The organism is Desulfovibrio psychrotolerans (assembly GCF_013340305.1).
GTDB classification, from domain to species: domain Bacteria; phylum Desulfobacterota; class Desulfovibrionia; order Desulfovibrionales; family Desulfovibrionaceae; genus Halodesulfovibrio; species Halodesulfovibrio psychrotolerans.
The window spans coordinates 180,335-195,179 of the sequence record NZ_BLVP01000036.1 but is presented as its reverse complement, the minus strand read 5'-3'; the positions used below and the strand labels follow the sequence as shown (position 1 = coordinate 195,179).

The following is a 14,845-nucleotide window of genomic DNA, read 5'->3' as shown; positions in this document are numbered from 1 at the left end:
CCCGGACGGATGCCGGGGCCTTGGAGAAAACAGGTACAAAGCAAAACGATGCGGGTCTATTCCTCGCCGGAAGACGGCCCCACAGGCAGGCTGCGCGGCACATGGGAGCCGCTTCCGCCGGACTTCATGGGCAGGGCCTCTATAGTCTTGCTCCGGTCTTCGCCGCCGGAAGTGATCATGCGCCCGTCTGCTGTGATGGCCGTGTTCTGATCCAGAATAGCAATGCCCGTTCGTTCCAGCACATCGCGCCGGAAGGCGTATTCTTCTGCAAGGCGGCGGGTACGGTACATAAGCCAGAGCTTGGCGATGTAGCTTATCAGCCACGCGGCAAACAGGCCTGCACCCACCCAGAGGGCAAGTTCCGCTGCTGTTTCGCCCAGCTTGAGCAAAAAGCCCATGATGACGTCCAGATTAAAGAGCACAAGCCCCACAAGCAGCAGGCCAGCCAGCATGATGATGGTGGGCATGCCCTGTACCAGCCCGAACCAGCGTTTCATACGTTCGGGCATGTGCTCCGAGGCGGCATCGGCAAGGTCCGGATCTCCGAGGATGATGCGCGAGAAACCCATGCCGATAATCTGGATGATGAACATGACGCCGACGGGAGCGAGAAACACGGCCACAAGATACGCCTTCCACGGGAAGGAGTATTCCATGGTACCGTCCGGCATGGCGTGCATGTTGGTTATGCCGTGCAGGATGGCCACCACCGTGACCATAAATTCCACAATGATGACCCCAAGCGCAATATAGGCAAGCAAGGATTTACGCTCTTTCTCATTGAGCATGGCCCCGAGTCCGCCGGGGCTGAAACCGCGCGGGCCTTTCCCCTTGGGGTCGGCTTCCTGCCGGGTTTCCTGCTGCGTATCCTTTTCGCTCATTCTTTCCATTCCTTCATGTAACGCCGATGAGGGCGACGGTTTTCCTCAAAAAGTACCCGAGTTGCTACAGGACGCAAGAATATTTTGCAAGCGCACGGAACTGTGCAACTTTTAACACAAGTTTATCCTCTGAGCTTCGCCAGCCGTCTGACCTGACCTTGAGCTGACCTGACCGCAGGATGCGGGCTTTGTCAGCGGACACCGCCTGCACCGGAGACGGGAAAATCAAAGGGCCGGTCACATGCATACCGGGCGGCATCTTCGGGAAGATCGCTTGCATTGACCGGAGAGAAACGCGCAGTGCGGGTTCCGTCCGCCAGCAGCACCTCTCCGAAAAATTCCTCTGCGGGCCGGGTAACCAGCGAATACTGCGAAGGATACAGGGTGCGGTACACCACCACGGGAGAATCTGTGCTTGTATCCAACGCCTCGCCTACTACCTGATAATACCGGCCCTTGAAATGTCGATAGTACGAACCCATGATTATCCCCCCCCAATTATCACCCGGATTATCACTCATGATTATCACCACGACACTCCGCCGGATGGCCCCGCCGCCGCTCCGAAGGCTGGCTCTGCATACCTGCGGGGGCTATACAGGGGATGCGCGCGCAATGCAATTCCTTCCGCCGGACAGGGACCGGTGCCGGGCAACAGGAGGCAGGAGCGGACAATATGGCAAGGCACCGGAGAGCGCATGGCTCTCCGGTGCCTGTGATACACAAGGTTATCGTGCCGGGACTGTTATTCCACGACAAACACGATAAGGTCTGTGGGGCCGTGCACGCCGAACTGCAGAATCAATTCGATGTCTGCCGTCTTGGACGGGCCGGAGATAAGCAGGGCGTTAGTGGGAGCCTTTGCGCTCCAGTCCAGTTCGCGGATGGCTTCCGCGAAGGAAGTCCAGATGCGGTCGGCCTTTACCACGGCAAAGTGCACCGGGGGCACAAGGGAGAGCAGGCGCGGTTCCTGCGGCGAGGGCCACAGGATCATGGCTGCCGACTCGGCAACGCCGCCCATGGTGGTGGTGATGCCCGCGTCCGCAGCAAACAGCTCGTCGCGGAATTCTTCCACATCATTCTTCCACGGCACCAGTTCGGCGCCGACATCCTTTTTACCCTTCCACGCGGATTCCAGCTTTTTGGCGATTTCGGTTCCGGGCCCGTACACAAGGTTCTTCAAGCCGCGCTCCGCGAGGATTTCCTGAAGCTTGCCGACCCACTCGTCGCCCTTTACCTGATACACCTCGGAACGCATGGCAGTCATGAGCTCCACAAAACGGGCCACGCGCGCCTTTTTATCTTCTATGGGAGCCGGCTCCCACTTTTCCGGCACGGGGGCATATGGCAGACCCGCACTACGTGCGGAATGCAGACGGGCGAATATACTCTCACGGGCACTGGTATTACTCATTGCGGATACCCTCTTTCTTCGCCAGATCCTTCAGGCTCTGACGGGCGAACTTGGGAGCGGTGCGGACGCTGGTCCACGCCTTCAACGGACCGACCTTGGGCAGCTTGTTGCCGAACAGCTGGAGCTTTTTAAGCATGATGGTATTGAGCAGCGGGTACACCTGCATGTACTTCCACGCCTTCCAGATCACGGTTTCCAGCAGGTTCTTCTTGCACCCGTGGCCCTTGACCACGCCGTTCTCGTCCATGTCGTAACTTTCGTCACGCAGGCGGCGGATGAGGGCGGGGATGGGAATCATCACCGGGCACACCTCTTCGCAGGCGTTGCAGAGCGAAGATGCCGTGGCCAGATTGCCCTTTTTGTCCAGACCCTCTATCTGCGGCATCAGGATTTCACCGATGGGGCCGGGATAGGTGGAGCCGTATGCGTGACCGCCGATGCGGGTGTACACGGGGCAATGGTTAAGGCAGGTGCCGCAACGGATGCACTGCAGGGTCTGGCGAAGCTGCTTGTCGGCAAGTATCTTGGAGCGGCCGTTGTCCAGAATGATGAGGTGGACTTCCTTGGGGCCGTCCTTTTCGCCGGGCTTGCGGGGCCCCTTGATCATGTTGAAATAGGTGGTGATGCGCTGCCCCGTGGCAGAGCCGCAGAGCAGGCGGTACAGGGCCGGAACCTCTTCCAGCGTGCCGACCACCTTTTCAAGGCCCATGAGCGCCACATGCACGGGCGGAACGGCGGTGCACATGCGGCCGTTGCCTTCGTTTTCCACCAGACACAGGGTGCCGGATTCCGCTATGGCAAAGTTGACGCCGGAGAGGCCGATATCCGCCGTACGGTAATGTTCACGCAGCCTGCCGCGGGCGATGGCGAGCAATTCCGCCGTGTCTTCCGTATAGGAGACGCCGGGAATGTTATCCGCGAAGATCTGACCGATCTGCTTGCGGTTCTTGTGCACCGCAGGGACGATGATGTGCGACGGAGGCTCATTGTTCAACTGGATGATGTATTCGCCGAGGTCGGTTTCCAGAGGCAGCTTGCCCTTGTCTTCGAGGAACTTGTTCAGGTGCATTTCCTCGGAAACCATGGACTTGCCCTTGACCATCTTGTGCGCGCCATGCTGCTCCATGATGCTGAGGACAATGTTGTTTGCCTCGTCCACCGTCTCTGCCCAGTGCACGATGATGCCATTTTCCTTGCACTTGGCTTCCAGCTGCTCCAGCAGTTCGGGGAGGCGGTTCAGCCCCGCACGCTTGATCTGGTTGCCCACATGGCGCAGACGGAGGGTTTCTTCCGGATCGGTAAAAACAGCCAGACGCTTGCCCCGAAGGGTATCTGTGGCGTTTTTGAAGTTGCTGCGCAACTGCTTATCCGCAAGCGCACCGGCGATATTCTGCTTGAAATCGAAGGTTTTGTTGCTAGCCATGGATGCGCTCCAGAATAAATTCAGCAATGTGCTGGCCTTCAATGGCTACTTTTTCCTTTTCCATGTGGCCGGTGATGTTCATCATACAGCCACAGTCGCCAGTAAGAAACTTATGCGTACCGGTGCTCTTGATGTCTTCCACCTTATCATGGACCATTGCCGCAGAGATTTCGGGCTGCTTGATGGAGAAGGTGCCGCCGAAACCGCAGCATTCGTGCTCGCGGGCGATTTCCACCAGTTCCACGTTCTTGAGTTGGCGGATGAGGGCCTTGGAATCTTCGGTACAGCCCATTTCGCGGCGGGCATGACAGGACGAATGCCACGTAAGCTTGATGGGTGCGCCCTTGTCCGTATACTGCGCATCGAGCACATTGCGCAAAAAGGAGGTGATTTCGTGGATGCGGTCGCAGAAACGCTTCACATCATAGTATTCCGGATCGTCCTTGAAGAGTTCCAGATAGTGATATTTCATCATCCCGGCACAGGAACCGGAAGGCACGATGATGGGATAGTCGTTGCCGGAAAAAATTTGCACCTGCTTCCATGCAACGTCCTTGGCTTCCTGCCTGAAGCCGGAATTGTAGGCGGGCTGGCCGCAGCAAGCCTGTTCACGGGGGAAAATCACTTCCACCCCTTCGCGCTGCAACAGTTTGATGCCTGCCATGCCTGCCTTGGGATAGGCCATATCCACAAGACAGGTGCCAAAATAGTACACCGTTTTAACTTTGGCTGGATTGTTACCCATACTTCCTCTCGCTTCGTTGTTCAGGTGCGCTTCCGCGCGAGCGGAGAGACGCACCTTGCTGAAATACTCCGTAAATGCCGGGCAAACCCCAGAAGCCCGGCAAGGAGCATGTGACGGATGACTCATATACCATTTTTTTCATAAAAATGTCGACTTTTTGATTGGTTGAACCAATATGGCCGGGAGATTGATTTTTCAAACAACCCCTTGAAGACAAAGCAACAACACGATAGAAGCCCTCATCCGCCACGTTGAAAATTTTTCCTGCTTCACTGCACTTTTCTGCTGTAACACACACAGATATCATTCAACCCTTTTTATTCATGACGTATTCTTATCCGGGGCTGCGAACCGGTTTGACCAATTTTGCCCGGAGTGTGCCGCCGCGCCCCGAGACGCCCTGCAAACCATAAAGGAAATTTGAAAATGGAACACATTACCCTGTTCATCTCTACGTATATAAAGATGTTTTTCGTGCTGGCACCTTTTTTTGTTATGACCATGTTTCTTGCCCTTACCCGGGACATGCCCGAAGACCGACAGAAAAAGACGGCCCTGCGTGTAACGTCTGCGGTGGTGGTTATCTGCATAAGCCTGTACTTTTTCGGAGACACCATCTTTGCCATATTCGGCATTACGCTTGACTCCTTCCGCATAGGCGCGGGCGCCCTGCTCTTTCTTTCTGCTGTGGAACTGGTGCGGGGCACCAAGGCTCCGCCCAAGGCGGAAACCGAAGGCGACATAAGCGTGGTGCCGCTTGCCATTCCCATTACCGTGGGCCCTGCCACCACCGGGGCACTGCTCATTATGGGGGCGCAGATGAAGGGGGCTGTTGCCAATATTGTGGGCACTGCCGCGCTGGTTGCCGCCATTCTTTCCATGGGCGTGCTGCTCTATCTGGCACCCAAGGTGGAACGGGTGATCGGAAATATTGGCCTTTCCATCATGACCAAGATCACGGGATTGGTTCTGGCTGCCCTTTCCGCCCAGATCATCTTTACCGGCATACGCAACTTTCTGGCCTGAAGGCGCAGTACGCTTCTCGTACGTGTTTACAGTACGGTTGCTGACAGCCCCTGAAGCAGATATTTCCCGCTGACGCGGGGAGCGGCCTTACGCCGAATGGCGAATCATTGAGCCATACGGATGCGGGGAGCAGAGCCGGCTCAGTTCCCTTCGCCGCCGCAGCCAGAGACTGTGCAACGTGCATTGTCATCAAAAAAAACGGGCCGGAACGGATTATCCGCTCCGGCCCGCACTGCATGCAGTGATGAGATACCCCGGCTCAGCCTTCCAGATCGGCTATGCTGAGCCGGCTCTTGATGAACCGCTTCATAAGGTCGTGCACCAGTTCATCTTTGTTCAGGTGCACGGCGTATCCGGCATTGGCGATGATCTTCCTGAAGTCTGACCGGGAGAGCACGTCATCTTTTTGGGCCACAACTTCCAGCCGCTGGGCATAGGTGTGCATGGCGGCCTGCAATTCCTGTTCGGACGAAGATTCAAATGCGCGCATCTGCCGCACGATATCTTCCGCAGGCGGCAGGTTGGAGTCTTCTATTATCCGGCGGAACCCGTCCAGAAAACGCCGGGTGCCGGACAGGATATGACTGCGTTTCACCACATTGAGATTCGCCCAGCCCGCCTTGAGCCATTTGAACACGGCATATTGAGTCTGCGTGCTTTCCGGCCCGCCGTCAAAGAAAACGGTGACGGTGGAAGAGGCGTACATATAGGTATCCATCCAGCCTATACCGCGCGCCGTGGCACCGTTAACACCGGAATAGACGTAGTCCCAGCTGTCGTCGTTACCCACGATGGCTCCCTTCATCCCCACGGTGGAAGGGTTCTGCTGGCGGGAAACGGAGACAAACATGCGGTGCCCCTTGTAGGGAAGTACGATCAGCAACCTGTCCAGATTGTAGCCGTAATAGGAACCGCTGAAGGCGTCCGGGGTTATCTCTTCATACTCTGCCCCGCGCATGACCAGAGGTTCTTCCAGACCGTCCAGCACGTCCCACAGTTTTACCCCGCTGACGAGGATATCGCTGCCGGAAAGCCAGTGCCCCCGGCGGATGGAGTTGGGAAACAGCACCGACGGCGGCACCTGCGGGTCATAGCAATAACGGACCAGTTTTTCCATGGGCACGTTGATCTGTTCACGCATGAAAATGCCGTTGCCCTGCTCCCGCTTGCGGGGCATGGGTTCTGCCTCCGGCTTGGCGGGGGCAAGGTCGCTTTGCAGGGCATAATCCAGCACAGCGGCTATGGCATTGAAATCGGCTGAAATATTTTTATCGCCCACGGCAGCGATGAGGTGATCCAACCCGGCTTCCACATCGGCAGGCATGGCCGGGGGTTCAGGCGTGCTGTTTGCAACGGCGGGCAGAACAGATACGCCGGACAGCACAAAGCACAGGAAGCCGGTAAGCAGGCAGTTCCGTAAACATGCAAAAAAAGGAATCGTATAAAATGACATTCTTTTCTCCAAAAAAAAACGAGCAAATCGCTCTTGAGGCCACTAGGATAATTAGTTAGCATCCGTGAGTCAAGAATTGACGGTTACCGGACGGAGGGGCACTGTTTTCTCCTTTTCACCGGAACTGCTGTGCTTGTTTTGCATAGATATATCCCGGTGGTGCGGTACCTCCGGGGTTATTTGACGCCACGTGCATGCGAAAAGGCATGTATGCCGCGAGGATGTAACGTTGGCGGCCAGACAGAAGACACACGACAACGTATATTCGTGCCTATCTTTGCGGGGGAACCATGACACCTGACTCTTCGCAGATGTGGAGCGCCATTGCGGGTGCCTCCAATATTTCTCAATCCGTTGCCAGCCAGAACCTGCGCACGCTGGCCAAGACCTTTTCATCGCTCCATTCGCTGGGGATTGCCTCGCCGGAGCTGTCTAAAAGCGTGACGGTGCGCCCGATTATTGAAAGTACCACCGGAAAGCTGGTGAGCACCATCACCTAGCGGGCCGTTGATACGGCAATCCGCCGCCTTGCTGCGAAATGTTCATATCTGACATCGCGTATGGCTATATGCGATTCAGCCCTGAACTTTTTTTCGTCTTGTATCGCACCATTGATGAACGGCCCGCAGAAAGTGGCATGGCACAGCCGGCGAGGCCAGTACGGGAAAGGTTGCCCGGACGGGGCATTCCTTATATACACCGTGTGCAAACATTCTATCCCCACGGTGGTACGCCATGCTCTGGTTTCTGCTCAAGGCCGTCATCCTGCTCACGGTGCTTGTCTCTCTGATCACGTATCTGCTCTACTGGTACGAAGAAGGAAGCCGCCCCTACGGACCGCACCCGGGCGTGTGCACCCGCGCAGCCTGCATTGCACGCGGTATGGGCATGAGCTTTCTGAGCCAGACAATAGTCTTCTTCACCTACCCGCTGGCCCTGTTCAACCGGGCAGCCATTCCCCGCGCGGGCAGCCTGAAAGACGCCAGCCGGAATAATCCGCCCGTTCTGCTGGTGCACGGCCTGTATCACAATGCCTCGGCATGGGTGCTGTACAGGAGGTGGCTGAAGGAGGCCGGATTTTCCAATACGTTCTGCTATTCCTATTTCAGCTTCAATACCCACTTTGACGCGCTGGTGGACAAGCTGGAAAACCGGGTTGCAGCACTGGAAGCCGCCTGCCCCGGCGTAAAACCCGTCTTGGTGGGGCACAGTCTGGGCGGGCTTATCATCCGTTCATGGATTGCCCGCAATGACAACCAGAACCGCGTTCTGGGCGTTGTTACCCTGGGATCTCCCCATCAGGGCAGCAAACTGGCCGGATTGGGCATAGGTTCGCTGTGCCGCAGCATAGTCTTTCGCAGCCCGCTCATACGGCGCATTGAAAGCGAAGACATACAGCCCGCCATGCCCTGCTACAGCCTTTCATCCGCGCTGGACAACATGGTGCTGCCGCAGGAAGGGCTGCACATACGCAACCCCGCGTGGCGCGAAGAACGCACGCCGCTGGTGAGCCACATAGCCATGCTCTATCACCGGGGCACGGCCATGCAGGCCATTGCCGCCATACGCGCCATTGTGGACGAGCACGCCGGACACGGGGACGGGTTGCTGCACCGCGACGCGGAATGGGAAGAACCGGAAGCCGCTGGGGAGCCGGAAAGCCGGATACATATCCCGACGTAGACCGGGGCATGGAACCTGAGGGAAAACGGAAGGCAAGAAAGAGGCTACAAGCCGGGCTTAAAACCGGGAGTAGAACGAACGGTAATCGCGGACCATGCGCTGCACAGTGAACCGGCGGGTGAACAGCTCCTGCGATTCATGCCGCATGCGCCGCTGCTCCGCAGCACCTGTGAGCACAGATACGCAGGCACCGGTGAACGCCTGCCAGTCTCCGGGTTGCACAAGTACGCCGGTTTTTCCCGGAACCACCTGTTCCGCAACCCCGCCCACCGCAAAAGAAACCACGGGACACCCTGCTGCCATGGCTTCCAGCACCACAAGGGGATGGTTGTCTGCCAGCGTGGGATAGGCGAAGCAGTCCGCTGCCGCCATGAACAACTGCGCCCGTTCCCTGTCCACATAGGGCCAGAGCACCAGTGAATCCTCACGGGCGTGCCCATCCCCCCCCACCATGAAACACACCGCGCCGGGAACCAAGGTGCGCACGCTGTGCCACACCTCGCGCCAGCGTCCTCCCGACTTATAGGCCGCCTGCTCTCCGCCGTGGGCCATGAACAACACAAGGCGCGCGCCGGGCGCAAGGCCGAACCTGTTACGCGCGAGTGAACGGGTGATGGCCGGGTCCGGCGTTTCCACACCATTGGGGATGACGGTGCAGGGAACATCCGGCAGGGCCGCTTTGGCCATGGCACGCAGCCAGCCGGAAGGAGCAACGAGACGGGCTATGGCCGCCCGCACAGCCGCATGCTGCGCCCGCTGAACCGCTGCGGCATGCGGATAACCGCGCGGGCACGGAGAAAGGCACCCCTGCGTGGCGCCGGGGCAGTCCAGCGGGTAGACGCAGCCGCCCGTGAGCAGAGAACAGTCATGCAGGGTTATGACACAGGGGAGTTCCCTGCAGGCAACGCCCTGAAGGCAGGCTGTCCAGTCCTGCGTGCCGTGCAGATGCAGGAGGCTTGTTCCGGGGACGGCAAGGGCCACATCCGCAGGGGACACGGCCGCACAGGAAGATATGGCCCCTTCGTCCGCAATCTCGCAGGAGCAGGAGACTGGCACGGGGGGCTGAAAATGTTTCTGAACAGTATCGGAGACAGTATTCTGAACAGTACCGGGAACAGTGCCGCGCAGATGACCTAGACGGCCTGAACGGCCTGAACCATCCGGGGAGGCTATACCGCACGCGAGATGGTCGCGCAGCATGGCGGCAATGCGTGCCGCTCCGCCCCGCAGGGCCAGCAGGGAGTGCAGATGCACACCGTGCGGCATGGTGCCGGGAGGAACGGGAGAAGACGGCATCACACCCGCTCCAAAAAGTCATGCTTGAGCGCCCAGAGAACAAGCGCTTCATGCGTTCGGGAATCTGTGCGGCTTCCGGAAGAGCTTGCCTGCCCCCCCCGCTCCGCAAGCAGTGCGCAGAGACGTGCCACGGGAATGCCGCGGCGCGCGAGGAACAGCATGTGGCGAAGGGTTTCCGGGTCCACGGATGCCGCAATGCCCTCGTAAATGACGGGTTGTTCCCTGTTGCGGTAGACGGCTTCGCCTGCTGCTGTCCAGACCACCTGCATGGCCCCTTCCACTATGGCTGAAGGATACTGCACGAACAGCTCCGCATACGGCATGTGCAGCGGATGCACCGCCGCGCGCAGAGCCTGCTCCCCTTCTGCGGAAACGGGAACGGCATTGAGGCGCTCCCAGCAGGCGAGGTATTGATCCAGCACGGTATCCCAGCCGAAGGCTGCGGTCACACGGGCACGGCCCTTCTGTCCCATATCGCGTCGCAGAGCAGGACTTTCCACCAGTTGCCGGAGGGCATCTGCCAGCGCCCCCACATCCACCACGGTGCGCTGGGCAAGGGCAAGATGCGTGGCACTGTCGTACGCGAGGTTGGCCATGGTGTCCGCATCGTCGGTCCATGCCGGACCGAGGGTGGGGATAAGCAGCCCGGTTTGCCCGTGCACGACCAGATCGCGGTAGCCGTCGAAGTCTGAGGCGATGACGGGAAGCCCGGACGCAGCCGCCTCCAGCAAGGAGAGTCCGAAGGTTTCCTGCAGGTTGTCCACGGGAGAGACGAATACATCCGCAGCCGCGTAAAGTTCGTTGCGCTCCGCATCCGGGGGGTTGGCCCGAACATGCATGCGCACACCGAGGACGGAAGCAAGCCCGGCAAGGGTTTGGGGCGTGGAGTCGCCCTGCGGCAGGAAACCCGCAACGCACAGATGCAGGCGGCGCATGGGAACGCCTGACCGGGCAAGGCGCTGGAGTGCCCGCAGCAGGGGAAGAATATCCATTTTGGAGTAATGGGAAATGCGGGCGAACACCAGCAGCAGGACATCTTGCTCTTCCACCCCCAGTTGGGTGCGCATTCTTGCACGCGCAACTGCTGCAGCGGATTCATCGCGGCTTGCGGCGGTCTGTGAGACGGTATCTGAACCGGCGGTGCAGGACAGTGTGGCGCAGTCTATGCCGAGAGGAACATGCTCCACCCGGGGATGCGGGACGGACGCCGGCAGACCGTAGGCACTGCGCAGGCGGGAAAAGGCGGTTTCCATCATGGATACGGCCGCGTGCGAGGTGGCGAGCACGGCATCCCGCTGGCTGGTTCCCGCCCATACCTGCCCCAGAAGCATGGGCATGTAGCGGGCATAGCTGAGGGAATGGGTACTGCCGGTGATGGGGAAGATGCGCCGGGAATGCAGGTTGCGCAGGCGGGCCAGATGTGCGTTGTGCAGCATGCAGTCCGAAAGGTGGAAGCAATGGAAATCATGTGTGGCAAGGGCGCGGGGCACATCGGCATACGTGCCCAGCACGAATCTGCCGTTGCGCAGCATGACGGGAAACTCGTCCCGCAGTCGCTCCAGAAGGATACGCGTCTGATGCGCATCTGAAAGATAGAAATGGTATGCCGCGAAGGGGTCGCGACGCAGCAGAGCGCGGATGAAACCTTCGTTGGCAACGCTGCGTCCCATGATATCGCCGCGTTCGAAAAAGGGATGCAAGGTTCCCCATATTCCTGTCTTTTTCATGGCATGAGAAGGACACAGAACGCGCCGCTTGTCAAATACGGAACGGCACGGAGTGCGTGTTGCCGCCATCTTTGCGTCAAAAAGCAGACACCCTGCCCTTTCCTGCTTTTACGGACGCATTGCGGATGCCACCATTCTGGACATAGGTGTTCCGCTGGGTACGACGCAGAACGCCATGGCGGATAACCCTTTGCCCGGAAAGGTTCTTTTTTCATACTCCCTGCACAGTCCACGGTACATCCCACCCCCCGTACGCAGGCGTACCGGGAGCCCTGCCGGAGGGCGGTTATTCTTGGTGGTCTCCATCTTGCAAAGAGCAGCATGAACGCCAGTGTATGACTTGTTCGGCAGTTTCTGCCGTATGACCACGGAGGGGATGCGCTATGCGCGGTACAAGCAAGAAAAGAATAATGTGGGGCATGGGCCTTGAAGAGGCTGACGAGGCACTTATCCGTTCCGTGGGGAGGAAGGATTTTACGCTCGTCATGCTGCCTGAAGGGTCCATTCCCAGCGCCAAGGACATGGACAGGGACGAGCCGAGCCTTGTCTGGATTGCCAAGTCCGCATGGGACCAATTGAAGAAACTGCCTGTGAATACCACGAGGCATCTGGAAATTGTTCCCCGCGTGCTGCTGCTGGGCGGACACTACAGCATGCATGAACTGGAAGACGCACTGGACAGCGGATTCACGGACGTGATCAAGCCGCCGCTGACGGAGGCGCGTATTCGCGATGTGCTCATGCGCGCAGCGGAAACGCACAACCTCTATCATGACATCATCCGCATGACCCGCGAGATATGTCTTGAGCGGGAACTGCTGGAACGCAAAAACGATATACTTTCCTTTATTGTCTCCTTCCTCTCGCGTGCCACGGAAAGCCTTGAGCCGCTGGAGATCATGCAGAGCGCACAGGAAGATCTTGCCATGCTGCTGCCCATTTCCGCCACAGGGGCGGTGTGCTGGGCCCCCGGTGCCGGACGGCGTTTTGAGGCCGGACTGTATGTTCCCGTACGCCAGCCGCATGCCGCCTACGATGAATGGGTGACGTTGCTGCTTGCCAGTGCGGAGAAACTCTCTGACCGCTCCGTGGACGAATACCACACGGAGTACCTTGCCCCTGCTGAAGCGGAGGCACCCGTGCTGCCGGAAGCGGGAAAGGTTGTCATTCTGCCGCTGAAAACCGGCGGAGAAACCCTTGGGGCGTTTGCCCTGCTTGCCCGCAACGAACTGCATCTGGGCAAGGACCAACTGCAGATTCTGAAATCGGCCATGCGGCATCTGGCTTTGGCGCTCAAAAACGCCATGCTTTACCGTGAAGTGAAGCAGCACGCTGATCTGGACGGGCTGACCCTGGTGCACAACCGCAGGCATTTTGATACGCGGCTGGCGGAGGAAACCGAGAGGCACATACGCTACGCACAGCCCTTTACCCTGATGATGCTGGATATTGACCACTTTAAGCCCATTAACGACACCTACGGGCATCAGGCGGGTGATGCCGTGCTTAAGCAGCTTGCGGGACTTTTGCGCAGCACCCTGCGTACCACCGACTATGTGGCACGCTACGGCGGTGAGGAATTTGTGGTTATTCTTCCTTACACGCCCGATGAGCAGGCCCTTATGCTGGCAGAACGCCTGCGCTCCATTATAGAAGGCCACCCGTTCAGCCATGAAGGCCTGAACATTCCCGTGACCGTGAGCATAGGCCTTTCCCCCGTGCCGGAAACGCAGGCGCAGACGGCTGAACAGATTCTGGGCGATGCAGACAGGGCTCTTTACCGCGCCAAAGCGTGCGGAAGAAACCGCGTGTGCAGTGCGACGCAGTGTCATATAGCTGCTTCAGCGGACCCGACCCGGACACGCAAGGACAGCAACAAGCAGCCCGTGCTGACAGGACATGCAGGCGGCGGCTCTCCCGTGACCGGGAACAGGCTCAGCCGGACCGGAAAACCCAAGCTGGCGGGGAACTGCTAGGCTCGCACAGCCTGTGCATGGAGCGTGAAGACGCATGGCACCTTGTGCATACAGGACACAAAAGTCTTGAGTATGTCCGGCAAAGTGACTGACCGGGGTGATGGGGCAGTTTTTGTGGACTAGACGAAAATACAGGGCACGCTGACCTGTTCCCGACCTGCTCCTGATCTGCTCCTGACCTGTCCGGGCTGTTCCCAACCTGCTCCGGGCCTGTCCGGGCTGTTCCCAACCTGCTCCGGGCCTGTTCCCAACCTGCTCAGGGCTTCTTGACGGACAGAGCAAAATGAGCCACAAGCGGGCTGCCTGAGCATCGGGCGTTGATTCCCCTTCGCATACAATGCATACTCGGGGCCGGACATTCCGGCCCTTTCCCCTTTTGCAAGGAAGAAAACCGTGAACGAGCTTATCTGGATAGGCTTTGCCCTGCTGGACCTCACCGTCACGCTGGTCATGTACAGGCTGTTCGGCAAGACGGGGCTTTTTGCCCTTATCGTGTTCAACCTGCTGCTCTGCAACATTCAGGTTCTGAAGACTGTGGAGCTTTTCGGACTGACTACCACACTGGGCAATATCCTCTACGCCGGGGTGTTTCTTGCCACCGACATGCTGGGCGAGCTGCACGGCAAGGAGGAGGCGAAAAAGGGCGTGATGCTGGGCTTTGCCACACTCATTCTCGCCACCGTGTACATGCAGATAGCCCTGCTCTACACCCCGGCACCGGACGACTTTGCCCAGCCTCTGCTGGAGGGTATATTCGGATTCCTGCCGCGTCTGGCGGTGGCATCTATGGCGGCGTATCTTGTCTCGCAATGGCATGACGTGTGGGCCTTCCATTTCTGGAGACGGGTGACCAACGGACGCGCCCTGTGGCTGCGCAATAACGCCTCCACCCTTGTTTCGCAGGCGCTGGATTCTTCCATCTTCTGCACGCTGGCCTTCTGGGGTGTTTTTCCCGCGCCCGTGCTCATGGAGATTATGCTTACCACCTACCTGTTCAAGGTTGTCGTCGCCCTGCTGGATACGCCCTTTCTCTATCTTGCGCGCCGGGTACGCCCTGCCGAGGCTGCACACGGCAACTGAGCTGCCTTAAACATCCTTTGAAAAGGCAACCTGCCGCGTTGCGGCAACCAGTCAGAGGATGCGGGCGGTTCTGTGCATCTTCCCGGCAGGCCGGATATGGGCGCCGGATGTATTCCGCATCTCCCGCGCCGAACACCGATG

Annotated in this window: 13 protein-coding genes; 5 read left to right on the top strand and 8 right to left on the bottom strand. The window is 58.6% G+C overall.

The annotated features are described in order from the left end of the window. Positions 1–56: 56 nt before the first annotated feature. From HUV26_RS15490 to HUV26_RS15470, 5 genes are all read right to left on the bottom strand, one after another. Positions 57–881, bottom strand: a complete 825-nt coding sequence (locus HUV26_RS15490; protein WP_174411041.1) for a hypothetical protein — start codon at positions 879–881, stop codon at positions 57–59. A gap of 191 nt (positions 882–1,072) precedes the next feature. Further along, on the bottom strand, positions 1,073–1,402 hold the full coding sequence (locus HUV26_RS15485) for a DUF1653 domain-containing protein (protein WP_243451414.1): 330 nt from the start codon (positions 1,400–1,402) through the stop codon (positions 1,073–1,075). A gap of 224 nt (positions 1,403–1,626) precedes the next feature. Further along, the gene (locus HUV26_RS15480; RefSeq protein WP_174411040.1) at positions 1,627–2,295 is read right to left on the bottom strand and encodes a LutC/YkgG family protein; all 669 of its coding nucleotides are present in this window, start codon (positions 2,293–2,295) and stop codon (positions 1,627–1,629) included. Next, a complete protein-coding gene (locus tag HUV26_RS15475) occupies positions 2,288–3,718 on the bottom strand; it encodes a LutB/LldF family L-lactate oxidation iron-sulfur protein (RefSeq protein ID WP_174411039.1) in 1,431 nt (476 codons plus the stop codon). Before HUV26_RS15475 ends, HUV26_RS15480 begins: the two co-directional genes overlap by 8 nt. Next, complete coding sequence (locus HUV26_RS15470) at positions 3,711–4,463, bottom strand: (Fe-S)-binding protein (RefSeq protein WP_174411038.1); 753 nt, start codon at positions 4,461–4,463, stop codon at positions 3,711–3,713. The genes HUV26_RS15475 and HUV26_RS15470 overlap by 8 nt, the downstream gene beginning before the upstream one ends. A 426-nt stretch (positions 4,464–4,889) precedes the next feature. Here HUV26_RS15470 and HUV26_RS15465 point away from each other — a divergent pair, with 426 nt between their 5' ends. Next, on the top strand, positions 4,890–5,489 hold the full coding sequence (locus tag HUV26_RS15465; protein ID WP_174411037.1) for a MarC family protein: 600 nt from the start codon (positions 4,890–4,892) through the stop codon (positions 5,487–5,489). 259 nt (positions 5,490–5,748) lie between these two features. Here HUV26_RS15465 and HUV26_RS15460 read toward each other — a convergent pair whose 3' ends face one another. Then, complete coding sequence (locus HUV26_RS15460) at positions 5,749–6,942, bottom strand: hypothetical protein (RefSeq protein WP_174411036.1); 1,194 nt, start codon at positions 6,940–6,942, stop codon at positions 5,749–5,751. 290 nt (positions 6,943–7,232) lie between these two features. Here HUV26_RS15460 and HUV26_RS15455 point away from each other — a divergent pair, with 290 nt between their 5' ends. Together HUV26_RS15455 and HUV26_RS15450 are read left to right on the top strand one after the other, a co-directional pair. Continuing rightward, a complete protein-coding gene (locus HUV26_RS15455) occupies positions 7,233–7,442 on the top strand; it encodes a hypothetical protein (RefSeq protein ID WP_174411035.1) in 210 nt (69 codons plus the stop codon). A gap of 235 nt (positions 7,443–7,677) precedes the next feature. Further along, entirely contained in the window at positions 7,678–8,625 is a 948-nt protein-coding gene (locus HUV26_RS15450; protein WP_174411034.1) for an esterase/lipase family protein, read from the top strand. Between the two features lie 57 nt (positions 8,626–8,682). Here the strand turns inward: HUV26_RS15450 and HUV26_RS15445 are convergent, their stop codons facing one another. Then, positions 8,683–9,921, bottom strand: a complete 1,239-nt coding sequence (locus HUV26_RS15445; protein WP_174411033.1) for a glycosyltransferase — start codon at positions 9,919–9,921, stop codon at positions 8,683–8,685. Next, positions 9,921–11,621, bottom strand: coding sequence for a glycosyltransferase family 4 protein (locus HUV26_RS15440; RefSeq protein ID WP_174411032.1), 1,701 nt, complete (start codon positions 11,619–11,621; stop codon positions 9,921–9,923). Before HUV26_RS15440 ends, HUV26_RS15445 begins: the two co-directional genes overlap by 1 nt. Positions 11,622–12,031: 410 nt before the next feature. Here HUV26_RS15440 and HUV26_RS15435 point away from each other — a divergent pair, with 410 nt between their 5' ends. Next, a complete protein-coding gene (locus HUV26_RS15435; protein ID WP_174411031.1) occupies positions 12,032–13,624 on the top strand; it encodes a GGDEF domain-containing protein in 1,593 nt (530 codons plus the stop codon). 393 nt (positions 13,625–14,017) lie between these two features. Next, the gene (locus tag HUV26_RS15430) at positions 14,018–14,704 is read left to right on the top strand and encodes a queuosine precursor transporter (protein WP_174411030.1); all 687 of its coding nucleotides are present in this window, start codon (positions 14,018–14,020) and stop codon (positions 14,702–14,704) included. Positions 14,705–14,845: the final 141 nt, after the last annotated feature.

What these genes read in the sequence shown, in the direction of transcription:
- HUV26_RS15490 (WP_174411041.1), bottom strand. Translation starts at nt 881, where the DNA reads ATGAGCGAAAAGGATACGCAGCAGGAAACCCGGCAGGAAGCCGACCCC.
- HUV26_RS15485 (WP_243451414.1), bottom strand. Translation starts at nt 1,402, where the DNA reads ATGAGTGATAATCCGGGTGATAATTGGGGGGGGATAATCATGGGTTCG.
- HUV26_RS15480 (WP_174411040.1), bottom strand. Translation starts at nt 2,295, where the DNA reads ATGAGTAATACCAGTGCCCGTGAGAGTATATTCGCCCGTCTGCATTCC.
- HUV26_RS15475 (WP_174411039.1), bottom strand. Translation starts at nt 3,718, where the DNA reads ATGGCTAGCAACAAAACCTTCGATTTCAAGCAGAATATCGCCGGTGCG.
- HUV26_RS15470 (WP_174411038.1), bottom strand. Translation starts at nt 4,463, where the DNA reads ATGGGTAACAATCCAGCCAAAGTTAAAACGGTGTACTATTTTGGCACC.
- HUV26_RS15465 (WP_174411037.1), top strand. Translation starts at nt 4,890, where the DNA reads ATGGAACACATTACCCTGTTCATCTCTACGTATATAAAGATGTTTTTC.
- HUV26_RS15460 (WP_174411036.1), bottom strand. Translation starts at nt 6,942, where the DNA reads ATGTCATTTTATACGATTCCTTTTTTTGCATGTTTACGGAACTGCCTG.
- HUV26_RS15455 (WP_174411035.1), top strand. Translation starts at nt 7,233, where the DNA reads ATGACACCTGACTCTTCGCAGATGTGGAGCGCCATTGCGGGTGCCTCC.
- HUV26_RS15450 (WP_174411034.1), top strand. Translation starts at nt 7,678, where the DNA reads ATGCTCTGGTTTCTGCTCAAGGCCGTCATCCTGCTCACGGTGCTTGTC.
- HUV26_RS15445 (WP_174411033.1), bottom strand. Translation starts at nt 9,921, where the DNA reads ATGCCGTCTTCTCCCGTTCCTCCCGGCACCATGCCGCACGGTGTGCAT.
- HUV26_RS15435 (WP_174411031.1), top strand. Translation starts at nt 12,032, where the DNA reads ATGCGCGGTACAAGCAAGAAAAGAATAATGTGGGGCATGGGCCTTGAA.